Source organism: Dactylosporangium sp. NPDC049742 (genome assembly GCF_040674675.1).
GTDB lineage: Bacteria > Actinomycetota > Actinomycetes > Mycobacteriales > Micromonosporaceae > Dactylosporangium > Dactylosporangium maewongense.
In genome coordinates, this window is sequence record NZ_JBFANF010000015.1 from 153757 (window position 1) to 175284 (window position 21528).

The 21528-nt window shown below is 72.0% G+C and carries 18 protein-coding genes; 8 read left to right on the forward strand and 10 right to left on the reverse strand.

Features of this window, described 5'->3' with window-relative positions; genetic code table 11:
- Positions 1–43 precede the first annotated feature (43 nt).
- Positions 44–1243: an ROK family transcriptional regulator gene (locus AB0J72_RS20815; RefSeq protein ID WP_363401020.1), complete on the reverse strand. Its 1200-nt coding sequence runs from the start codon at positions 1241–1243 to the stop codon at positions 44–46.
- A 120-nt stretch (positions 1244–1363) separates the two neighbouring features.
- Here AB0J72_RS20815 and AB0J72_RS20820 point away from each other — a divergent pair, with 120 nt between their 5' ends.
- Genes AB0J72_RS20820 through AB0J72_RS20835 form a run of 4 tightly spaced genes read left to right on the forward strand, consistent with a single transcriptional unit; the run spans position 1364 to position 5203 of the window.
- Entirely contained in the window at positions 1364–2437 is a 1074-nt protein-coding gene (locus AB0J72_RS20820; RefSeq protein WP_363401022.1) for a sugar ABC transporter substrate-binding protein, read from the forward strand.
- On the forward strand, positions 2437–3156 hold the full coding sequence (locus tag AB0J72_RS20825; protein ID WP_363401024.1) for an ATP-binding cassette domain-containing protein: 720 nt from the start codon (positions 2437–2439) through the stop codon (positions 3154–3156). Before AB0J72_RS20820 ends, AB0J72_RS20825 begins: the two co-directional genes overlap by 1 nt.
- On the forward strand, positions 3153–4325 hold the full coding sequence (locus AB0J72_RS20830; RefSeq protein ID WP_363401026.1) for a sugar ABC transporter permease: 1173 nt from the start codon (positions 3153–3155) through the stop codon (positions 4323–4325). The genes AB0J72_RS20825 and AB0J72_RS20830 overlap by 4 nt, the downstream gene beginning before the upstream one ends.
- An 8-nt stretch (positions 4326–4333) precedes the next feature.
- Positions 4334–5203 (forward strand): ROK family protein, encoded by an 870-nt coding sequence (locus AB0J72_RS20835; protein WP_363401028.1) that lies wholly within the window; start codon positions 4334–4336, stop codon positions 5201–5203.
- Positions 5204–5543: 340 nt separating this feature from the next.
- Here AB0J72_RS20835 and AB0J72_RS20840 read toward each other — a convergent pair whose 3' ends face one another.
- From AB0J72_RS20840 to AB0J72_RS20870, 7 genes are all read right to left on the reverse strand, one after another.
- Positions 5544–6212 carry a class I SAM-dependent methyltransferase gene (locus AB0J72_RS20840; protein ID WP_363401030.1) on the reverse strand — a complete coding sequence of 223 codons (669 nt, stop codon included), beginning with the start codon at positions 6210–6212 and terminating at the stop codon, positions 5544–5546.
- 16 nt (positions 6213–6228) lie between these two features.
- Complete coding sequence (locus AB0J72_RS20845) at positions 6229–6411, reverse strand: hypothetical protein (protein WP_363401032.1); 183 nt, start codon at positions 6409–6411, stop codon at positions 6229–6231.
- Between the two features lie 56 nt (positions 6412–6467).
- Positions 6468–6743: a hypothetical protein gene (locus AB0J72_RS20850; RefSeq protein WP_363401034.1), complete on the reverse strand. Its 276-nt coding sequence runs from the start codon at positions 6741–6743 to the stop codon at positions 6468–6470.
- Positions 6744–6846: 103 nt separating this feature from the next.
- Complete coding sequence (locus tag AB0J72_RS20855) at positions 6847–11424, reverse strand: CHAT domain-containing protein (RefSeq protein WP_363401035.1); 4578 nt, start codon at positions 11422–11424, stop codon at positions 6847–6849.
- Positions 11421–12284: a hypothetical protein gene (locus tag AB0J72_RS20860; protein ID WP_363401037.1), complete on the reverse strand. Its 864-nt coding sequence runs from the start codon at positions 12282–12284 to the stop codon at positions 11421–11423. The genes AB0J72_RS20855 and AB0J72_RS20860 overlap by 4 nt, the downstream gene beginning before the upstream one ends.
- On the reverse strand, positions 12281–13396 hold the full coding sequence (locus AB0J72_RS20865; RefSeq protein ID WP_363401039.1) for a hypothetical protein: 1116 nt from the start codon (positions 13394–13396) through the stop codon (positions 12281–12283). Before AB0J72_RS20865 ends, AB0J72_RS20860 begins: the two co-directional genes overlap by 4 nt.
- Positions 13396–14472, reverse strand: a complete 1077-nt coding sequence (locus tag AB0J72_RS20870; protein WP_363401041.1) for a hypothetical protein — start codon at positions 14470–14472, stop codon at positions 13396–13398. Before AB0J72_RS20870 ends, AB0J72_RS20865 begins: the two co-directional genes overlap by 1 nt.
- A gap of 97 nt (positions 14473–14569) precedes the next feature.
- Between AB0J72_RS20870 and AB0J72_RS20875 the strand changes: the two genes are divergently transcribed.
- The 4 genes from AB0J72_RS20875 to AB0J72_RS20890 all read left to right on the forward strand — a co-directional run bounded on the left by AB0J72_RS20875 (position 14570) and on the right by AB0J72_RS20890 (position 19546).
- Complete coding sequence (locus AB0J72_RS20875; protein ID WP_363401043.1) at positions 14570–15685, forward strand: hypothetical protein; 1116 nt, start codon at positions 14570–14572, stop codon at positions 15683–15685.
- A 143-nt stretch (positions 15686–15828) separates the two neighbouring features.
- Complete coding sequence (locus AB0J72_RS20880; RefSeq protein ID WP_363401045.1) at positions 15829–16971, forward strand: DUF5925 domain-containing protein; 1143 nt, start codon at positions 15829–15831, stop codon at positions 16969–16971.
- A 605-nt stretch (positions 16972–17576) separates the two neighbouring features.
- Complete coding sequence (locus tag AB0J72_RS20885; RefSeq protein WP_363401047.1) at positions 17577–18572, forward strand: peptidoglycan bridge formation glycyltransferase FemA/FemB family protein; 996 nt, start codon at positions 17577–17579, stop codon at positions 18570–18572.
- A 41-nt stretch (positions 18573–18613) separates the two neighbouring features.
- Complete coding sequence (locus AB0J72_RS20890; protein WP_363401049.1) at positions 18614–19546, forward strand: hypothetical protein; 933 nt, start codon at positions 18614–18616, stop codon at positions 19544–19546.
- A 93-nt stretch (positions 19547–19639) separates the two neighbouring features.
- Here AB0J72_RS20890 and AB0J72_RS20895 read toward each other — a convergent pair whose 3' ends face one another.
- Complete coding sequence (locus tag AB0J72_RS20895; RefSeq protein WP_363401051.1) at positions 19640–20611, reverse strand: hypothetical protein; 972 nt, start codon at positions 20609–20611, stop codon at positions 19640–19642.
- A complete protein-coding gene (locus AB0J72_RS20900) occupies positions 20608–21513 on the reverse strand; it encodes an ABC transporter ATP-binding protein (RefSeq protein WP_363401053.1) in 906 nt (301 codons plus the stop codon). The genes AB0J72_RS20895 and AB0J72_RS20900 overlap by 4 nt, the downstream gene beginning before the upstream one ends.
- Between the last annotated feature and the right edge of the window lie 15 nt (positions 21514–21528).

Below are 21528 nucleotides of genomic sequence, written 5' to 3' on the forward strand. Positions count from 1 at the left end.
GGGGGCGGTGGGTCAGCGGCCCGCCGCCCCGGCGTCGCCGGTGTCAGCGGGCGGGCGCCGGCCGGTCGAGGACCAGGTCGCGCGCCTCGGTCAGGCCGACGGCGAGCGCGCCGAGCAGGACGGCGTCCGTGCCGAGCGTGGAGACCTCGATGCGGGGCGGATGCAGCGCGACGAGGTTGCGGAGCCGCTCGGCAACCGGGCCGGTGAGCAGGTCGCCGGGCTGGCTGCCGACGCCGCCGCCGAGGACGACGAGCTCCGGATCGAGCACCGCCGTGATCCCGGCGAGCGCGTGGCTGACATGGTCCACCACTCTGGACACGACCAGCCGCGCGGTCTCGTCGCCGGCACGGGCGGCGTCGAAGACGTCCTTCGCGTTCGCCGCGTCGTGCAGGCCCAGCCGCTGCGCCAGCGCGACCACACCGTCGGCCGAGGCCACCGACTCGAACATGCCGCGGCGTCGCGCGGCGGGCGCGTCCAGCAGGGGGTCGCCCTCACCGACCGGCAGGTAGCCGATCTCGCCGGCCGCGCCGCGGAACCCGCGGTACAGCTTGCCGTCGATCATGATGCCCATGCCGGTGCCGGTGCCGATGGAGACGTAGACGAAATGCTGGACACCGCGGCCGAGCCCGTAGCTCGCCTCACCGACGGCGGCCAGGTCGACGTCGTTCTCCACCACGTACGTCGAGCCGGCGATGCCCGCCAGCCGCTCGACGCTCCCGCGCCGGTCCCAGCCGGGCAGGTTCGGTGCCAGGTGCAGGGCGCCGGTCGCCTTGTCGTGGATGCCGGGGGTACCGAAGACGGCGAGCGTGATGTCGTCGCGCGTGATGCCGGCCGTGGCGACCATCTCCTCGGCGAGCCGGGTGAGCTGCGCGACGAGGTCGCGGGCGCGGGTGCCCCGCGACGACTCGTCCTTGCGCGCGACGACCGTGCCGACCAGGTTGGCCAGGCCGACGCGGACGTACGAACGACCGACGTCGACCGCGAACACCCAGCCCGCTTCGGGGCGCACCTCGTACAGCACCGCGGAGCGTCCGGCCGCGCCCGCGCGCATCCCGACCTGGCGCAGCAGCCCGGCGCGTTCGAGGTTGGTGAGCGCCACGGCCACGGTGGGTTTGGACAGCCCGGTGTGCTGGGCCAGCTCGGGGCGCGACACCCGGCCCAGCCGGAAGATCTCAGCGAAGACGGCGCGCTCGTTCATCACCCGCAGCACGCTGGTCGTGCTCGCGGTGCCGGTGGTCTGCACCTGACCAGCGTGCCACACCAATTAAGAAAGGTCATTTATCAAATTCGTAAAGGACCTTGCCAAGGTCCGCCGGGTGGCTCAGCATGCTTGCAGAACCCTTCTCAGGAAAGGTGCCCCTCCGTGAGAGCCAGATGGTTCGTCGCAGTCGTCGTCGCGGCCGCCGTTGTCAGCGGGTGTGGCGGCAACGCCAAAGACAAGCCGACCGGCGGCGACGCGCCGACGATCGCGTTGTTCCTGCCGGAGTCCAAGACGACCCGGTACGAGGCGTTCGACCGGCCACTGTTCGAGGCCAAGGTGAAGGCGCTGTGCGCCGACTGCAAGCTGCTCTACGCCAACGCCGACCAGGACGCCGCCAAGCAACAGCAGCAGGTGGAGGCCGCCCTGGCCCAGGGCGCCGACGTGCTGGTGCTCGACGCCGTCGACGCCAGCGCGGTCGCGTCGCTGGTGAACCAGGCCAAGCAGAAGAAGGTGCCGGTCATCGCGTACGACCGGTTGATCTCCGAGATCAGCTACGAGTACTACGTCTCCTTCAACAACGTCCGGGTCGGCGAGATGCAGGGCCAGGCCCTGCTCGACGCGCTGACCAAGGCCGGGAGGGCCGACAAGGGCAAGATCGTCATGCTCAACGGCGCCCCGACCGACCCCAGCTCGGCCGACTACAAGACCGGTGCGCACAAGGTCCTCGACGGCAAGGTCCAGATCGGCCGCGAGTTCGACACGCCCGACTGGAGCCCGGACAAGGCCCAGCAGGAGATGGAGCAGGCCATCACCGCGCTCGGCCGGGACACCATCGTCGGGGTCCTGTCCGCCAACGACGGCATGGCCGGCGGTGCGATCGCGGCGATGAAGCGCGCCGGCTACCCGACCCTGCCGCCGATCACCGGCCAGGACGCGGAACTCGCGGCGGTGCAACGGATCCTGACCGGAGAGCAGTACATGACCATCTACCTCGACATCCGTCAGGAGGCGGAGAAGTCCGCGGAGCTGGCCGTCGCGCTCGCCAAGGGCGAGAAGCCGGCCGCGCCGACGAAGGTCGCCAACGGCACCGCGGACATCCCCGCGTTCCTGCTCGACCCGATCGCGGTCACCGCGGACCGGATCAAGGACACCATCGTCAAGGACGGCTTCTACAAGGCGTCCGACATCTGCACCGGACCGGTCGTCCCGGCGTGCACCAAGGCGGGAATCCAGTAGTGCTCGCCGCGTCGAACATCAGCAAACGCTACGGTGCGGTCCAGGCTCTCGACGGGGTGAGCCTGGACCTGCCGGACGGCGAGGTGGTCGCCCTGGTGGGCGACAACGGCGCCGGCAAGTCGACCCTCGTCAAGGTCCTCTCCGGCGTCGTCACCGCGGACGACGGGGCGATCGAGCAGGACGGCCGCCCGGTCCGGATCGCGAGCCCGCACGAGGCGCAGCAGCTCGGCGTGTCGACCGTCCACCAGGACCTCGCGCTCTGCGAGAACCTCGACGTCGTCGGCAACCTGTTCCTCGGCGCCGAACGCCGTCGCTGGACGGTGCTCGACCACATCCGGATGGAACGCTCGGCACGGGACCTGCTGTCGTCGCTGGACGTCCGGATCCGTGACATCCGGGTGCCCGTCGCGATGCTCTCCGGCGGCCAGCGGCAGTCCGTCGCCATCGCCCGGGCGCTCATCGGCGAGCCGCGGGTCGTGATCCTCGACGAGCCGACCGCCGCGCTCGGCGTCGAACAGACCGCGCAGGTGCTCGACCTGATCCGCCGCCTGCGCGACCGGGGGCTGGCGGTGCTCGTCATCTCCCACAACCTGGCCGACGTCCGAGCGGTGAGCGACCGGATCGTGGTGCTCCGGCTGGGCCGCAACGCCGGCGAGTTCGGCACCGCGGAGTCCACCCCGGAGGCCGTCGTCGCCGCCATCACCGGAGGCGCCGCATGACCACGACACTAGTCAAGCCGCTGCAACCGTTGCGCGCGGCGACGCGTACCGACCTCGGCGCATGGCCGGTCGTCGGCGGCCTGATCCTGATCGCGGTCGTGTTCGGGTCCCTCAACGAGCACTTCCTGTCGGCGGAGAACCTCACCAACCTGGCCCTGCAGATGGCGGCCACCGGCACCATCTCACTCGGCATCATCATGGTGATCCTGCTCGGCGAGATCGACCTGTCGGCCGGCTCGGTCAGCGGCCTGTGCGCGGTCGTCATGACGATCCTGTCCGTGCGCCACGGCTGGAACCCGCTGGTCGCGGTCGCCGCGGCGCTCGGCTGCGCCGTGCTGGTCGGCCTGCTGCACGGCTGGATGTTCACCAAGCTGCGGATGCCCTCGTTCGTCGTCACGCTCGCCGGGCTGATCGGCTGGCAGGGCCTGATGCTGTACCTGCTGGGCCGCGGCGGGACGATCAACCTGCCGTTCGACGGGCTTCTCGCGCGGTTGAGCGACACCTGGCTGCCTCCGTGGGCCGGCTGGCTGGTGGCCGCGCTCATCGTCGCCGGCTGGAGCGCCGGCGCACTGGTCAACCGGCGGCTGCGCCGCGCGGCCGACCTGCCGGTCACCTCCGGCCTGTGGCTGACCCTGCGGCTGGCCGGCCTGGCCGCCGTCCTCGCGGTGGTGGTGCTGGTGCTGACGGCCGACCGCGGGGTGCCGCTGCTGCTCGTCATCTTCGGCACCCTGGTCGTGTGCCTCGACCTGATGCTGCGGCACACCGTCTTCGGCCGTCACATGTACGCGGTCGGCGGCAACGCCGAGGCGGCGCGCCGGGCCGGTATCGACATCACCCGGATCCGTGTCCTCGCGTTCGTCGCCGGGTCCGCCCTGGCCGCGTTCGGCGGGATCCTCGCGGCCAGCCGGCTCGCCGCGGTCAACCAGAGCTCCGGCGGCAGCGACACCCTGCTCATGGCGATCGCCGCGGCGGTCATCGGCGGCACGTCGCTGTTCGGCGGCCGGGGCCGGGCCTACGCCGCGCTGCTGGGGATCCTGGTGATCCAGTCGATCACCAACGGCATGCTGCTGCTCAGCGTCGACTCCTCGGTGCGGTACATGGTCACCGCCGCGGTGCTCGCCGTAGCCGTGGCGATCGACTCGCTCGCCCGGCGGGGGCAGCCCAGGTGACGCGGCACGTGTTGGCAATCGACTTCGGTGGCACCAAGGTCGCGCTGGGAACGGCGGCCGTCGACGCGCCCGACGGCCGCCCGCACACCATGATGCGCCTGCCCACCCAGGGCGCCCGGGGGGCGCTGCAGGTCGTCGAGCGCACCCTGACGGCCGCGCGGGAACTGCTCAGCACCCCGGCGGCGGTGGGGGTCTCGACCTTCGGCGTGGTCCGCGACGACGTGATCCGCCTGGCCCCGAACGTGCCCGGATGGGACGGCATGGCCCTGCCCCGGCTCCTGCGTACCGAGTTCGGTGACACCCCCGTCGCGATCGACAACGACGTCAACGCCGGCGCCGCCGCCGAGCTGCGCTGGGGAGCCCTCCGCGGCGTCGACGTCGGCCTCTACGTCAACCTGGGCACCGGTCTGGCCGCCGCGCTGGTGGCCGGCGGCCGGGTCCTGACCGGCGCCCACGGCGCCGCGGGCGAGATCGGCTACCTGCGCGACTCCGCCTCCGCCCCGGCCTTCGCCGACGGCCACGCCCCGCTGGAGGAGGCGGTCTCCGGCAGCGCCCTGGCCCGCCGTGGCTCGGCCCTGCTCGGCCGGGAGGTGACCGCCGCCGAACTGTTCGACCTGCACGCCGAACCCGGCGTCGGCGAACTGCTGGACGAGGCGCTGGACACCCTGTCCCGGACGATCGCCAACCTCTGCATCACCCTCGACCCGCAACGCGTCGTCATCGGCGGCGGCCTGATGGGCGCCGCCCAGCACATCCTCCCGCGGGTGGCGACAGCCCTCACCCGCTCGGTGCCCTTCCCGCCACAACTGACGACCGCCACCTTCGTCGACGACGCCCCGCTCGTCGGCGCCCTGGCCCTGGCCCTGGCGCTGGCGTGAGGTGGCGGAACAACCCGAGGGCCCCCAGCTCTCAGAGCAGGGCGTCGCGGACAAGGCCGCCGCGGACGAAGAAGCGCTGCATGGACAGGAAGACCGCCAGCGGCACCACCATCGACACGAACGCGGCGGCGGAGCGCAGATACGGAGAGCAGATACCAGGCGCTGCCCCGGCTGCCGTCGACGCGTGCCGCCTCGACGAGCTCCTTGGGCAGCCCGCGCATGAAGGTCCAGGAAGTGCCCGAGAGGCCGCCCGCCCCGGCGGATGCGGGCGTTGCCACGTTCGATCGGTCAGGACTTGCCGTTGCTGGTCATGAACCACGGCCTTGACCAACGACCGACGTCAGCTCCCGCCGGCCTCAACTCCTTGACCCGTTCCGCCGGCGGCCGGGAGGGTGAACAACCAGTACACGCCGCCGATCGGGCCGATGCGATCGGTTGCCTGAGCCAGCCAAGCGGAGTCCGGCCGGACCCAGTCAAGCTGGCGGGGCGCGGGCAGCCCACACAGGGCGGCGAGCGGTCCAAGTATCAGGTGCCAGGCAACGAACCGGGCCGCCCGCCAGCGATTAACCCCGGCCCGGCGCTGGGCCGCGGCCACCGCGAGCAGGCCGTTGTCCGGGTCGGGCGTCACCAGGACCACGACGCCGCCCGGACGGCAGACCCGACGCAGCTGGGCCACGCCGGACACCGGATCCTCCAGCATGTGCACCAGGTTGACCGCGACCACGTTGTCGGCGACGCCCGCCGCCAGGTCCTCACATCTGGTCGGGGCAACCGCCAAGCCGGGGAGTTTCCGGGCGCAGCGCGCGGCCATGGCCTGCGTCGGTTCGCAGGCCGTGACCGTGTGTCCGTGGGCTTGAAGCTGGGCGGCGACGATCCCTGTGCCGGCGCCCACGTCCAGCACCGCGCTGCCCGCCGGGAGATTCCGGGCGACGCACGTGCCCACGGCTGCCATCAGCTCGTTGTCCCACAGCTGATCGTAGACGCGGGCGTACGCCGCCCAGAACACCATTCGACGAATGTCCACGTCAGTAGATCAGCCAGCGACCGCCGAAGACCCACAGATACGTCAGGTACGCAATTGCCACCACGCCAACAATCGGCTCCCCCGCCGCGAATCCGCCGACGCACGCCGCCCCCCAGAGCAGCGATGTGATCACCTTGAGTGTCATGTTCACGCCATTGGCAACGGCGTCCGTCTTTCTCCCCATTGTGTATCCTCCAGATTATCGGGCGTCGAACATCCACGCGTCGGTGCGAGCCTCGGTCAGCACTGGAACCTGATTGCGTCCGGCAGGTTCTTCGTCGCCTTGGCCCAGTCCGCTGCCGCCCTCTCGCAGTCCTCGAGGGTGACCCAGCATTTCTTGAACGGTCCCGAACCTTCTTCGGTTCCGTTGTACTTCTGACATTTGTCGGCGGTCAGGGGGAAGAGCGGACCGATGTCGTACGTCTTGGCGCTGTCTCCGCACCCGGACACGAACAGCACCAGAAAGGCGCTCGCAACAATGGCGGCGGCACTCCATCGACCGTCAGGCTTCAGCATTGATTCCCAATCCGAACGCAGATGTGTATCTGGTGCAGTCCTCGTTCGTTCCATTCACGGTTGGCCTGACCTCTCCGGCACGACAGCGACGCCGTCCACGACCTCATGACCCGCGCCCCCGCGGAGCCGCCCAGCGCTTCGTCCACTCCGTCGAGATGCAGATCAGGCCGGCCCAGTGGTTGATGAACGCGGCGGCGCCCCACTCCCGCAGGAACGCGCGCTGAGCGTCGCGCAGCGCCGCCGCCGGGTCCGTCGCCTTCGACATGGCGATGGCGACGTCTGCGCCGATCTCGCCGGCGGCGACGCCTTCGACGGCGATCACCCCGCCGACGATGCTTCGGCAACCGCCGAGCATGCAGGCGACGACGAGACCGAGCGGCTCCCGACCCGCCCGCTGCTCGACCTTGGCGACGAAACACGATGCGAACACCATCCAGCGCGGCCACGGCAGGCGAAACGCCGTCGCCGCGGACAGCATCCCGCCGTCGCTGAAGTGGATGCCTTGGGACAGGCCGGTCCCGGTGCCGTGGGCCGTCAGGAAGACACCTGCGGGGCGCCGCCGCACCAGTCCCTGCTCGAACTCGTGCCGCGACGACACCGGCACCATCGGCAGCGTCGTGGTGAGCCGCTGCCAGAACGTCGCTCCGGCCGCGGGGTCTTGCGTGACGAGCTTCGCGTCCTCGTCGAGGTAGGCCAGGACCTCGCTGCCGGCGGCCGGAATCTCCTCTGAGCGCAGCAGGTTCAGCGACGGCACGAGCTGCGTGATCGCCTTGTGCACCAGCACCGACTCCGCGTCGTCCTGGTCGAGCAGCAGCGCTCCCCAGGGCAGGTAGGCGAGGTGCTCGCCGGGCACGACGAGCAGCCGCGCCGGATCGCCGGGATCCCGGGCGCACAGTTCGGCGATCAGTCCCGCTGGCAGCAGCGCCGCGGCCAGCGCCGTCCAGGCGTCGCTGACCTGGAGCAGCGTCACCGAGAACACGGCGTCGCCGGCGCCGTCGCGGTCGTGGATCGCCCGGAGGATCTCCAGCGCGCCGGCGTCGGTGACGGTGATCGCATCGACCCACGGCGTGCCGTTCGGCGGGCTCCACGCGCGGTGGCCGTCCCAGCGGCCCGGCTCGGTCCGCGTGAATTCGAACTGCAGCACGTGCGCCGGGCCGACGGCCCCGAGCAGGCTGCCGTAGTCGACGTTCACCGGCAGGTACGCGGCGGCGAAACCGCCCGACACCGCCGCCGCCAACTGCTTGCGCAGGTGCTGCAGCTGCTCCGCGGCCCGCGGATCCGCGGGCTGGTCGGTGGCGGCGTGGATCGCGGTGGTGACGCCCAGCTCGAGCCGGTCGATCTGCGCGATGACCGCCCGTGCCTCGGCGGGGAGCCGGTCCACGAACGACGCGCGTTCGTCGCGCAGTGTCGTGGCGAGCGCGTTGCGCCGCAACGATTCCATCAGTCCCGCGGCGAGCAGGCCGGCCTCCGGATCGCCGTGGTGCTGGGCGTCGGCGAGGATGGCGAGCGCCGCGTCGTAGTGCGCCATCCCGGAGTTGACCGCGTCGGCCCGGCTGTCGCCGGAACGAAGCTGGCCGCGCCGCTGCTCCAGCAGGCCGATGCCGTCACCGACCGCCGTACGGGCCGCCGCCCACGCGCCTTGCATCCGGTGGCACTGCCCCTGGTAGATCCTCGCCATGCCCAGCAGGTCCGGCGCGACCGTGCGGCGCAGCTGCTGCACCGCGTCCTCGAGTGCCCTCATCGCACCGGCCGCGTCGCCCTCCCGCAACCGGATCCGTCCCAGCAGCAGCTGCCCGAGACCCAGCTGCCGGAACCACACGTGCCGAGTCCGATCGTCGACGCGAATGCCGGCCTCGAACGGTTCGGCGAAGCCGCTCAGGATCTCCTCGACGATGGCCTTCGACTCGGCGGTGCCGTCGGCGCGGGCGGCGGAGTCGAACAGCGCCCAGCCCGCCGCGAGCTGCGACTCGACGAGGGCCAGCAGCTGACCTGGTGACGCCAGTGGCATCGCGGCACGGGCGGCGGTCTCCATCGCCTCGTCGACGGCGCCGATGGCGGCCTCCGCGCGGGCGAGGACCGACAGGCAGGTGCCGCCTTCGCCGGTACGGCGCAGCCTCCGCTCGGCCGACCGCAGCGACGTCACCGCTTCCGCGTACGCGCCGACGCTGAACTGCACGACGCCGTGGCTGTAGGACGACACGGCCTTCGCGGTCCGGGAGATGCTGCGCTCGCTGTGCCGGCGGGCCGATTCGCTGTGCTCGACCGCCAGTTGCAGGTTGCCCCGGTCGAGCTCGATCAGCGACCGCTGTGCCAGCGCCACGGTCAGCAGCGCCGGCCGCCACTTCGGACAGTCCGTGACGATCTCGTCGAGCAGGTCGACAGCGACGCCGGGCCGGCCACGGGACGCGAGGGTCGACGCAGCCAGGTACTGGTTGCGGAACCGCAGCCCGGTCACCCACCGGCCGACCCACGACAGGTGCGCCGCCGCTGTCACGGTCCGCCGGGTCACGAACTGCCGCAGCGCCCACGCACCGACCGCACCGGTGATGACGACGGCCAGGGTGGGCAGGAACCGCAGCCCCTGCGCCAGCAGCACCGCGATGACCACCACACTCGCGGGCACGTAGCGCGGCTTGGGACGGGTGGTCAGCAGCACGACGGCCGCGGCCCCGGCGGCACACAGCCACGCCACCGGCAGCCGGACCGGGCCAGGCGTCAGATCGCCGCCGGGCAGCGTGATGACCGCGGACACTGCCGCGAGGGCCGCCAGGGTGTACTGGGGCACCCGGCTGACCACCGACTCCACGACCACCAACCGCCGCATACGCCGCATCAGCAGCGGCCGGGGCAGGGCCTGCGGCATCCAGCCGAACAGCTCGCACCGCACCGCCTCGACGAGCGCCAAGGCGAGCACGGGCCCGTCTGCGGCGGCCCACGCCGAGGCGACATATTCGAGGCTGTCGCCGGCGAAGCTGTCATCGTCGGCGAGGATCGCCAGGTAGCGAGCCCGCGTCTCCTTCGGTGTCGTCAGGCGCGCGTCGTCTTCGCCGGTCAACGCCTCCGGCAGCAGGCGGCGGGGGCCGACGACCGCGCGGTCCAGGTCGGTGCCGATGAGCGCCAAGCGGGTCACCAGGAGCCTGGCGAGCACGATCGCCGCCGCGGACAGCAGCAGCGGGCCACCACTGAGGCTTGCGGCCGCGAGACCGGCGGCGAGCAGGAGCTCCAGCCACCACCGCCGCAGTGGCTTGACGATGAGAACGGTCACCGCTATGGGCACACCGGCCCACCAGGGCAGCGCGGAGAGCACGGCAAGGACCGCGACAGCGACGGCGCATGCGGGACGGACGAGCCGCAGCGCCATCGTGCTCGGCCACGACGTCCGCGCGGCGGTCATCTGCCACCACGCGCCCATTCGGGCGAACAAGCCACCCGGCGGCGGCCCGGACGCTCGAGGCGGCCGCACCACGCGGGGCTGACGCTGCCCCGGCACACCCGGCCTCGACGCCGCCGGCGGCACCGTCGGACCCGCCACCGGCGCCGCTGACGCCACGGACGGGCCGGCAGTGCTCCGCACCGGCGCGGACGAGTGCGGGCGGCCCGGGCCCTGCGACCGGGACGGACCGGTCCAGCCCTGGTTCGGCGGGCGTTGCGGGCCTGTCCAACCCTGTGGCGAGGAGGCCGTCCAGTCCGGGTACACCGTCTGCACTCCCACCTCGGGGCGCGTCGTCGTCGCAGGTCGCGGTCGACGGTCCGGCCGGCGCCCCGTCAGCAGGCGCCACAACCACCGCAGCCCTTGGAAGGGCAGCGTCGCAACGAACGCGACCACCGCCACCGGCCCGGCCATCCCGCCGCCGAGCGTGGCCAGCAGCAGCCGGCGGTCGGAGGTGGCGAACAGCACCTCGTTCGGCACCGTGCGGTCGGGGTCCAGCTGCATCCTGAGCGCGGCCCGGCGGACCGCGTCGCCGCCGGCGGGACCTGTGCCGAACTCCGCGGCCAGTTCGCCGAGGTGTTGCAGCGCCAGGCCGGTGGCCCGCACCGCCAGCGGCGGTTTCAGCCGCGGTAGCAGTGCCGACGCCGCGGACTCTGCCACGAGGGTGGCGGCCGCGGCCAGCAGCTGCAGCTGGCGGGTCTCCTTGCTCTCCCTGGCGAGCAGCCCGGCCAGTACGACCGCTTCCGCGGCGACCGAGGTCCAGGTGTGCCCGTGGCCGGGCCGCAGCAGGTACCCGTCCCAGCGGGCGCCCGTGAGTTCGGCGAGGTGGTCGCGCCAGAGCGCCGGGTGTTGTGCCGCGGCCGCGTGCACGAGGGTGACGGTGGAGATCGGCTGCGCCGGCGCGTGGGACGTCAGCGCCGCGAGCGTTGCGGGTTCGACCGCCTCGAGGGCGGCGAGCAGCACCTCCGGCGGGGTCCGCCGGCGGACGATCCAAATCGGCATCACCTGCGGGTACAGGTGGATCAGAAACATGATCGTGAACGCCGCGATCAGCCACGGCTCGACCAGGTAGATCGCGAACGCGAGTCCGGGCAGCGACGCGACCGTCGGGCCCGACAGGGCGATCAGCGCGAGGACGGTGCCTGTGCCGAGGACCACCCACCGGTCGTCGAGGATGACCAGCACCGACCAGACAAGATATGCGCAGATCGCGACCAGGGTGCCGTTGCTGACGAGCCGCCCGCCTCTCATGCCGCTCCTCCGGCGGCGCACCGGCGGGCACGCCGCAGCTGGACGAGCGCCGTGACGATCCGGGCCTGGCTCCGACGGCCCAGCCGCACGTGTGTGCGCCACTGGCCGATCGTCATCCGCATCCCGGTGCGGATCAGGGCGTTGCGCTGCTCTGTGCGCACCATCGCAAGATCGAGGACCGCGAGTGCCAGCGCGGACAGGGTAGTGATCGCGTCGGTCGCCGGCCACAGGACCGCGGCGATCAGCAGGGTCACGATCGGGTGGCCGAGCCACACCGGCCAGATCAGCGCGACCGGCCACCAGTCGTGATGCTGGATCGCGTACCGGACGATGAACGCCGACGTGGCGACGGACACCAGGGCGTTGAGCACGGTGAACGTGCTGGTGCTGGTGCTGATCGGGTTGTCGCCCTCGCGGGCCAGCGCGTCGGCGTCGGCGGCCTCGAACGCGACGGTCCGCGGCGGGACCGCGAGCAGCCACAGAGCCCGGCGGACACGTTCGGCGGGCCGGTGGGTGACGGCGGCGATGAGCTGCCGCGCGTCGGGGTGGTTCGTGTCGAAACGGTCGCGGGCGGCGTCCACGATCTGCTGTGCGCTGGGGCAGGCGAGGCCTGCGACCATCGGGCGGACCGTGTCGACGGCGGCGCGGTCCAGCAGCAGCCGCTCGTAGCGCGCGAGCAGCTTCGGGTCGCCGGCGTGCTGGAGCGCGGCGGCGAGCAGTTGCAGCGCGTCGCGCTCCGCGAGGCGCGGCGCACCGCCGAGCTCGGCGACGACGTCGTCGAACGTCTCCCCGTCCTGCTGCGGCGAAGCACCGGACCGGCCTTCCCGTGGAGCGCCCGGCCGCCCTTCCCGGCGGCTCATGACGGGTCGTCCGGCAGGTGGAAGACAAGGCGGGCCGGCAGCTCCGGGCGGTCCCACGGCAGGATCGCCATGAGCGCCGCACCGCGGCGGGTGAACGGCACGACCGGGGCGCCGGGCTCGCCGGTGCTGACCGTCATCGCCGGTGCGGCCGGGTCCAGCCGGGCGAGGGTGACGACCAGCCCGCCGGCAGCACGGGACACGGTGCCCCGCACGCCCGGTCCGAGCCGCGCCGCCGCGGACGCGGTGAGCGCAAGGGTGGCGACGCCGGGCGTCGCCGGTGCGGGGGTTCCCTTGTAGCCGACGCTGACCAGTTCGGCCCCGAACCATGCGGCCGGCGGCTCGGCTGGCCCGCCGGCAGCGGGGCCGGCGAGGACCGCGTCGGCCTCATCGGCCAGGTGCGTGAGCCGGACGTCGACGCGGCCGAGCATGACCACCAGGCCGCGCAGCCGCTCCCGCGACGACCACGGGATCCGTGTCACCGGAACGGCGGTCAGGTTTCGCAGTAGCGCCGACGCGGCGACGATGAACAGGTCGGGGCGGGTTCGCAGCGCCTCGTCGAGCTGCTCCAGCGGACCGGACACCCCACGCACGGCAGGGGTCAGCCAGTGCCGAATCTCGACGAGGTCGCCGACGCCGCCGTCGAGCGCTGCGCGGACCGCTGCGACGGCCCGGTCGAGCAGTTCCCAGGGCAGGACCGAGAAGACCGTGTCGGGCGGGGCGCCTTCGGCGTCGAGTCGCTCCAGCAGCCAGTACCGCAGCGGCAACGGCTCCTCGGCCAGTGCCTGGAACTCCAGGGCGAGCGCGTCGTCGACGGCAGGCCAGTCCCGCTCCGCACGATCGATCAGCGCGGCGGCGGCGGTGCTGACGACGATCGGGGCGCCGAAGTCGTCGAGTTCGACGACCGCGACGTTCGTGGCGGGGTGGACGAGACCGAGGACGTGCCGGTCACCCCACTGCACGGCAGTGCGGCGCCAGTCCTCGGCGAAGTCGGCCAGGAGCCGGGCGTCGGCGCGGTCGTCGCCGTCGTTGACGGACCCGAGGGCGAGCCGCCCCGACGGGTCGGCGTGCAGTTGCGCGACCCAGGCGCTCAGCGGCCGGTGTACGGCGTTCATCAGCCCCGTCCGATCAGCAGTTCGAGCAGCTCACGGGCGGGCTGCGGCATGGTCGCGGCGAACGCCAGCTGCCGCTCGGCCGGGGCGTCGACGTCCCTCTTGCAGGTCTCGCGCAGCTTCTGCACGGTCTTGGCCGGCAGCCGCCGGCACAGGTCCGGCGGCAGGGTGCCGATCCAGGTGCGCAGCGGTGTCAGGTCGCACGCCCGGTGTCCGTCCCAGCGCAGTGCGAACTTCATCGCCCGCAGGACGAGGTGCGCCGCGCCCGGTGCGTCCGGGGCGGTCGCCAGCGGCTGAAACAGGCGCCGCTCGCCGAGCAGGTGGTCGAGCCCGTGACCGCCGGGGTCGAGGACGACGTGGTCCATGACGTCGTACAGCAGCGTGTTGAACGTGAAGTCGCGCTGCCGGGCGTCCTCGGCGAGGGCGCTGCCGACGGCGGGGAAGCGGAACCCGTCGCGCTTGAGTCCGCGGTACTCGAACAGCCGGACCTTCGAGCGGGGTGGGACGACCGCGCAGACCAGCGAGTCTGGTGTCACGGTCATCCGGTACTCCGACATCTGCGAGGCCCGCAACGACTGGTAGGCGATGTCGGTGAACCGGCCCGCCGGGACGGTGCCGGACAGGTCGAGGTCCCGCACGTCGCGGCCCGGCACCCCGGCGACGATGTCACGCGCGGTCCCGCCGGCGAGCCACATGCGGTGCCCGGTGCCGTGCACGGCGGCGAACAGTGCCCTGGCCACCGGCTGCCACGGGGTGCCCGGCAGGTCCAGCAGCGCGCCGGCACGCAGCTCGATCGCCGGGTCGACTGACGCCGCCGGCCGGACGAGCGCGTGAGGCAGGTCGGCGGGTGGCATCGGCGCCCCTGCGGCCGCCCCGTCGACGGTCTGCGGCACGGGCCGCCGCGGCGGTGCCGCGAGCGCCTCGTCGCCCTCGAAGAGCAGCCGGTCGTCGACGTGGGTGGTGCGCACCCCGACCCCGGGGGAAACCCAGGCGAAGCCGGCGACCGTGCGGCCTTCGACGATGTCGCCCGCCAGCATCGGCCTGACCGGTGAATGCCGGTCGGCGGGAACGTCAACCATGCTCAAGGAACACCTCTCAACACGTGGACCGGTTCGAGGTCAGTAGAGCGCGGGTACGTCGCAGCAATGACGCAGGTGACTCTGCGGACACGCACCGTTGCGGCGTCAACGTATCGGTGCGCTTGCGGTGCGTAATCAGCTTTCGGGTCACAACGCCCGGCCGGTCGGCCCCACGCCGACACCTGCGCGCACCGCCCCGGATCAGCCGTTCCCGGCAACCGCGAAACCATCGGTTCGTCGTCGGCGATTCGCATTGTCGCCGCCCATGCGTCTGGTCGATGCTGCAGGTATGACGCAGGGAGGCGCCGGCACGGCCAGGGTCGCGGCGGCCGCCCGGCTCCTCGCCGACCTGCTGCGCACCGAACCCCGCTACCGGGATCTGTGGATGCGCAGGGCGGCACGCACCACATCGACGGATCTGAACCTGGCCGCGGTGTCGCGCGTCATCGCCGAGCAGCTCTGGGACAGCGGTGAGCAGCAGGAAAGCCGCACGACACTGCCCCGGGAGCTGAAGGACAAGGTCGCCAGGGCGCTGCGCGGGACGGTGCTCACACCCGAGACGCTGCAGTGGTTCATCGACGCGTTCGGCATCCGCTCCCATCACGCCGACCAGCTCTGGGCCGCCTACAGCGGCACCCACGCGACGACCGTCACCGGCTCACTCGCCCGTCCTGTCCCCCTTGTCGTCGAGCAGTTGCACCGCACCATCGCCGTGTTCGAACATCATCAACTCGACGCCGACGGCCGCCGCGCCGTGCACACCACCGTTCATGCGATCACCGCATTGGACACTGTCGTCGACCGATACGTGTACGTGCCGCACATCCGCAGCGCCGACGTCACCGTCCGCCACGGCGGCACCATCGAAAGCCGCTTCCCGTTCGGCACCGAACTCGACGCCCTGGAGATCAGGCTGACGACGCCACTGAATCCCGGGCAGGTCACCTCACTGCGCTACGACACCCGTTTCCCCGAGCGCCTCCCGCCGACCGAGTTCCGCCGGTTCGCCCACAACCAGACCGACAACGTCGACATCCGCGTCACGTTCCACCCGCACCGCTTGCCGTCCCGCGTCTGGTGGGCGGTCTGGGACGACTACAGCGCCGGCCGCCTCGTGCACGAGGAGCCAGTCGCCCTGGACACCGAACACAGCGTGCACCGCTTCCTCCGCCTCCTCGAACGCTCCGCCGCCGGCTTCCGCTGGCAGTGGTGACCCGCCCGTCTCATCCGCGTGCCCGACCGCCGCCGCCGGATCGACGAAGTCGCCATCCAGGTGCTCGGCGGCGGCGCCGCCGCGGCCGGCCAGGTCCTGGAAAATCGGTGTACCGCAACAACTTCAGCGGCGATCATTGATCCGTGCGTACTCCACGGCAGTTCCCGCTGCAGCTCGGCGCCCCCGGCACCGCGCCGGAGGCGCTGCTGCCCATCGTCGTCACGGTCGACGACGCCGACTCCCCGCGCGACGTCATCGACGCCCTCGCGCTGACCTCGTTCGTCACCGGCGCCCAGCCGCACGCGGCCACCAAAGACCTCAACAACGTCCGCGACGATGCGACCCTCCTCCCGCCAGATGTGCTGGTGCTGCGCACGGCCGTCAACGAGACCGAGCGCGCCAGCCTGGCCACCGGCGACGGCTGGACCCTGCGCGCGGTGCACTGGCCGCGCAACAAGACCGCCACGGTGTCGGTCACCGCGACCAGCGCGGAGCTCGGCGACGAGATCATCGCGTCGGCGGTCGCCGGGATGACCGAAGAGCCGCCACCGCTGGAGAAGGCCGTCTCGATGGGCTTCTGGTACGCCTCGGCGAACGGCCCGCAACGCAACCCGCGGCCCATCACCGCCGGTCCGTGGTCCGACATCCGGAACAACTATGCCCGCAGCGCCGCGACGCAGTTCGACCGGCTGGTCGGGGTCGACCGCACCTCGGTGCGCGGCCGGCTCCTGCTGCTGCACGGGCCACCGGGCACGGGCAAGACCACGGTGCTGCGCGCGCTGGCCCACGAGTGGCAGGACTGGTGCCAGTTCGACTGCGTGCTCGACCCGGACTCGCTGTTCAGCAGCCCGGCCTACCTGATGGAGGTCGCGCTCAACCGGGCCGGCGACTGTTCGTGCCCGGACAAGAAGCACGAGAAGTGGCGGCTGCTCCTGCTCGAAGACTGCGACGAACTGATCCGCGGCGAGGCCAAGCAGCACACCGGGCAGGCGCTGTCCCGGCTGCTCAACCTGACCGACGGTCTGCTCGGCCAAGGTCGTAAGGTTCTGGTGGCGATCACCACCAACGAGGATCTCGCCCGGCTGCACCCGGCTGTCGTCCGGCCGGGCCGCTGCCTGGCCCGGATCGAGGTGCCCGCGTTGCCGTTCGGCGAGGCGGCGGGCTGGTTGGGCACGTCGGCCGGCATCCCAGCCGACGGCGCGACCCTCGCCCAGCTGTACGCACTGCGTGACGGCTTCGACATGACGGTCGAACGCGAGCCGGTCCTCAGCGGCCAGTACCTGTAAACGCCCGGCCGTGCGGACCGGCACGCCCTACCCGGTGCACCGGTCACCGTGACGCTGAACGTCCTGCCGTCCGCCTCATCCTGACGATGTCGGGGTGAGGCGGACAGGTTTTGAGTCCGGTCAACACGCTGAGATGGCCATCACTTTCAACCACGGCATCCTAGGCTGCTAGGTCAAAGCAAGGCAGTCGCCGGCGTCGAAGTCCGGCCTGCTTCGGTCGTGCTCGGCGACCAGGATCCGCGGTTCGCGCACCCATGGTCAGCGCCGCCACCGGGCCGATCATGAGCAACCTGTGAAGCCCGCGTTGGGTTTCGATCCGATCCCGGCCGTTCGCGGCTTCCGCGCGGCTTCTTCATCGGATCCGCACGACCGCCTCCCTACCGTTCCGCCACCGGGGCGCATGCGGCGCCGGAGCGGCGCGCGACGAATGAGGAAGCTCATGTGCGGACTTCTGATGTGCCTCAGCGCGATCGACCGGGCCGGCGCGGCCGACCTCAGCGAGCCGCGCCCCGGGGCAGCGGGTCGGCCTGCGGAGGTGGCCGCCCCCTCCAGCGCGGCGCTTGTCCCGGCTCAGCTGCTCTCCCCCTCCGAAAGGTGACCCCCGCATGTCACAGCATTCCCCCATCGCGTGGTCCGACGAGGTGCCTGGCAAGTCGTGGGACGACGACCTGTTCGCCCGCGGCGGGCACTTCCTGCAGAGCACCCACTGGGGCGCGTTCAACCAGCAGCTCGGCCGGAAACTGTTCTTCGGCCGGGGACCCGGCTGGCAGTGCTTCGCCATTCTGGAGCGCTCCAACAAGGCGACCCGCCTCTACTGCCCGTACGGTCCGGTCGCCGAAAGCATGGTGAGCTACCAGCAGGCGATCGAGGAGCTGAAGGCGCTGGCCCAGGACCAGGGTGCCATCTTCGTACGGATGGAGCCGTGGGCGCCGGTGACGAAGGCCGACCTGAAGCAGCTCAAACATCGGCCGGCGCTGAAGGAGATCCAGCCCTCGCTGGTGTGGCTGCAGGACCTGACCAAGCCGCGCGACCAGATTCTCAAGGAGATGTCCAAGAACAACCGGCAGCGGTACCGCAATGCCGCCAAGGCGGGTGTGCGCATCGAGGCAAGCCATGATCCCGGCGATGTGGAGGGTCTGCTGATGGTGGTCCACGAGGTGGCCGTCCACAACCGCATCGTTCAGCACCCGGACGACTACTACCGGACCATGGCGCAGGTGCTGCTGCCCCGCGACGCGGCCACCCTGTACATCGCCCGGCACCACGGCGAGCCGGTCTCCGCGGCGATCGTCTTCGACAGCCCGACCACCCGCCACGTCGCACACTCCGGGAGCATGCACGCCCACCGGCACGTCCACCCGGGCGCCATCATGCGCGCCACGATGGTCCTGGACGCACAGGATCGCGGGCAGAAGATCTTCGACTCGCTGGGCGTGGCGCCGCCCGACGAGCCGGAACACCCGTGGGCCGGACTGACCAGGTTCAAACTGTCGTTCGGCGGCGACTACCGGTACTACCTCGGCACCTGGGAACTGCCGGTGAGCCCGCTGTACCACGCCTACCGGTCGGTCTACCTGGCGTATTCGGCGACCCGTCGCTGACGGGCCGAGCGGGTGGCGCGCGGTTGGTAACGTCCGCGCGCATGGGTGGCACTGGGTTCTCGATCAGCATTGACGGCGACGGTGACGTCGACACGGCGCGCGTGGCGGTGTGGGAGGAGCTGCGGACGTTCGCGCAGTGGTTCCATGTGCTCGGCGGCAAGGCGTACGACGAGCTGGACCACTACCTCGACGGGCTCGAACCGGCCGCGGAGCCGCATCGGGCCGGAGACCGGCGGATGTACTGGTGGTTTCCCAACCCCGCCGGCACCTGCCCGCGCTCGATGCTCGCCTGGGCGCACTGGTGCGCCGTCGCCGCCGCCGTCGACTGGAAGCGGGTCGGGTACGTCGCCGGGCGGCACGGGGTCACCATCACCGGGCCGCGGCCCGAAGCGACGGCGGGCGACGAGCGGTTCGTGGTCCTGCGCGACCGGCTGTGGCTCGTGGACGACGACGGGCTGCGGGGCGACGACCTCCTGCTGCCGCTCGACGAGCTGACCGAGGAGGAGGCCGCCCGCGCCGGCACCGCGCGGGCACGGTGCGGGTGCGTGGTCTGCGCCGGGCTGCGGCCGGATCCCGAGATCCTCGCGGCGGTGCTCGCCGACCTGCACGGGCCCGACGACGGCCGGGCCGTGCAGGCCGCGTGGTACCTCGAGCGGATGGACAGCGTCACGCCCGAGGCCCTGGAGGCGCTCGTGCGGGTCGGCGCGCAGCCCGGACGGTTCCACTACGACGACTTCAGCCACCCGATCACGCGCTGCGCCGGCCGCGTGCCCGGCGCGTGGGCGCAGCTGATGGCCCTCGCGCCCGAGGTGGGCCACGACGGCAGAGACATGGCCCTGCAGGCGTTGTTCCCGCTGTACCGAGCACCGCAGCGCACCGAGGACGAGCGGGACGCCTACCGGGCAGCGCTGCGGGCCGCCCTCGCCGAGTACCGCAGCGACACCGCGTTCTACCTGCTCGAGGAGCTGGGCTAGAACCGGACCCAGCCGTCGAACCCGCCCGGGGACAGGCAGTCGCCCGCCGGGCCGAATCCCGCCCGGCGGGTGCGACGGTCCGGTGCGGCGCCGCTACAGCAGGCGTTTGAGCAGCGCCCAGGCGCCGAGCGAGAGCAGGGCGGTCGCGGCGACGAGGAAGATGAGGGACTCGGTGAGCTGCAGACGCCAGAACTGGCCGTCGGGGTGGAACGAGGCGCTGACGGTGGCGATCTGCTGGCGGCCGAGGCAGGTTTCGATGGTGCCGTCGGTGCTCTTGCAGGAGGACGGATCGAAGTCGACGGCGGTGCCGGCGGCGTCGTAGTAGGCCGAGCCCACGCGCCACGCGTCGTCGGGAACGAGGCTGCGGCCGCTCTGCGAGCCGATGGCGTTGCCTTCGGCGACCGTGCCGCGGCGCTCGACCGGGTCGGTGTAGTTGGGTCTGGCCGCGGCGGCGACACCGATGAGCAGCAGCAGGTAGCAGGCGATGGTGAGCGCCATGGCGGCGACCGTGTTGCGCCAGAGCAGGCCGGCGGTGGCGCCGACGGCGATCGCGAGCAGGGTGTACGCGGTGACCACGATGCCCTGCGTCTCGAAGCCCGGCGTGGTCATGCGGCCGTGGGCGACGAAGCTCAACGGGCGCAGGCTCCAGGTGGCGACGAGCCCGAGCAGCGCGGTGCCGGCGAGGACCGGCACGGCCGCGATGAGCAGCTTCGTCGACCACCAGCGGATCCGGCCGACGGACTGGGTGAGCGTGAAGATGTGGGTGCCCTGCTCGAGCTCCCGCGCGAAGAGCGGCGCGCCGGCGAACATGCCGAGCAGGACCGGCAGGCACAGCAGCACGAGCGGGAGGACCGCCACATAGCTCTTGTACCGCCCGGCGAACGCGTCCATCGCCGAGGTGCCGCACCGGCCGTCGTCGATGTCGACGCAGCCGCTGATCCCGTGGTCGGCCATGTACGTGACGGCGTCGAACCGGAAGTAGACGAGCACGCCCGTGACCACGGCGATGAGGGCGATGCTGAGCAGCACCTGCATGCGCTGCTGCCGCCATGCGATCCAGGTCATGCGACCGCCACCTCCGGGCTGCGGGACGAGCGGGACGGTGACGCGGAGCGCAGATAAGCCATCGCGAGTTCTTCCACGGTCGGTTCGAGCTGTTCCCAGCCGGTCGTGGCGGTCCAGCCGCCGTCGCGGACGAGGAGGGTCTGCTGCCGGCCGGTGGCACGGGCCTCGATCACCGCACCGGCGGGCAGCCCATGGCCCTCGGCGCGGCGCCGGCCGATCAGCACCCGGTGGTTGGCGAGCAGGTCCTCGACGTCGCCGACGAGGTGGACCTGGCCGCCGGCGAGGAGGATCAGGTGGTCGCACACGCCTTCCATGTCGGCGAGCACGTGCGAGGAGAGCAGCACGGTCATGCCGGTCTCGGCCACCTCGGCCATCACCGCCTGCATGACCTCCTCGCGGGCGAGGGGGTCGAGGTCGGCGAGCGGCTCGTCCAGCATGAGCAGCTGCGGGCGGCGGCCGAGGGCGACCGCGAGGGCTACCCGGGTGCGCTGCCCGCCGGACAGCGTGCCGATCCGTGCCACCGGGTTGACGCCCGCGTCCCGCACGAGCCGGTGCGCATACGCGTGGTCCCAGCGCGGGTTGAGCGCGCGGCCCGCGTGCAGCATCTCGTCGACGGTGAACCTGCGGTACAGCGGCCTGTCCTGCGCGAGGAACGCCAGCTTGGAGTCCGTCCCGCCGGTGCCCGGGGTGTTGCCGAGCACCTCGACGGCGCCCTCGCTGGGGCGCAGCAGGCCGGTGGCCAGCGCCATCAGCGTGCTCTTGCCGGCGCCGTTGGGCCCGACCAGCGCGGAGACCCGGCCCAGTGGCAGCTCGAACGTGCAGTTGCGCAACGCCCAGCCCCGGCGGTACCGCTTGCCGAGGTCGCGCGCCACCAATGCGACGTGACCCGTGTCGGTGCCCAATGTGCCTGCTCCCTC

Excerpts from the sequence above, each read along its gene's own strand:
- AB0J72_RS20830 (WP_363401026.1), top strand. The coding sequence starts at position 3,153 with ATGACCACGACACTAGTCAAGCCGCTGCAACCGTTGCGCGCGGCGACG.
- AB0J72_RS20840 (WP_363401030.1), bottom strand. The coding sequence starts at position 6,212 with ATGGTGTTCTGGGCGGCGTACGCCCGCGTCTACGATCAGCTGTGGGAC.
- AB0J72_RS20845 (WP_363401032.1), bottom strand. The coding sequence starts at position 6,411 with ATGGGGAGAAAGACGGACGCCGTTGCCAATGGCGTGAACATGACACTC.
- AB0J72_RS20850 (WP_363401034.1), bottom strand. The coding sequence starts at position 6,743 with ATGCTGAAGCCTGACGGTCGATGGAGTGCCGCCGCCATTGTTGCGAGC.
- AB0J72_RS20855 (WP_363401035.1), bottom strand. The coding sequence starts at position 11,424 with ATGAGAGGCGGGCGGCTCGTCAGCAACGGCACCCTGGTCGCGATCTGC.
- AB0J72_RS20860 (WP_363401037.1), bottom strand. The coding sequence starts at position 12,284 with ATGAGCCGCCGGGAAGGGCGGCCGGGCGCTCCACGGGAAGGCCGGTCC.
- AB0J72_RS20865 (WP_363401039.1), bottom strand. The coding sequence starts at position 13,396 with ATGAACGCCGTACACCGGCCGCTGAGCGCCTGGGTCGCGCAACTGCAC.
- AB0J72_RS20870 (WP_363401041.1), bottom strand. The coding sequence starts at position 14,472 with ATGGTTGACGTTCCCGCCGACCGGCATTCACCGGTCAGGCCGATGCTG.
- AB0J72_RS20885 (WP_363401047.1), top strand. The coding sequence starts at position 17,577 with ATGTCACAGCATTCCCCCATCGCGTGGTCCGACGAGGTGCCTGGCAAG.
- AB0J72_RS20890 (WP_363401049.1), top strand. The coding sequence starts at position 18,614 with ATGGGTGGCACTGGGTTCTCGATCAGCATTGACGGCGACGGTGACGTC.
- AB0J72_RS20895 (WP_363401051.1), bottom strand. The coding sequence starts at position 20,611 with ATGACCTGGATCGCATGGCGGCAGCAGCGCATGCAGGTGCTGCTCAGC.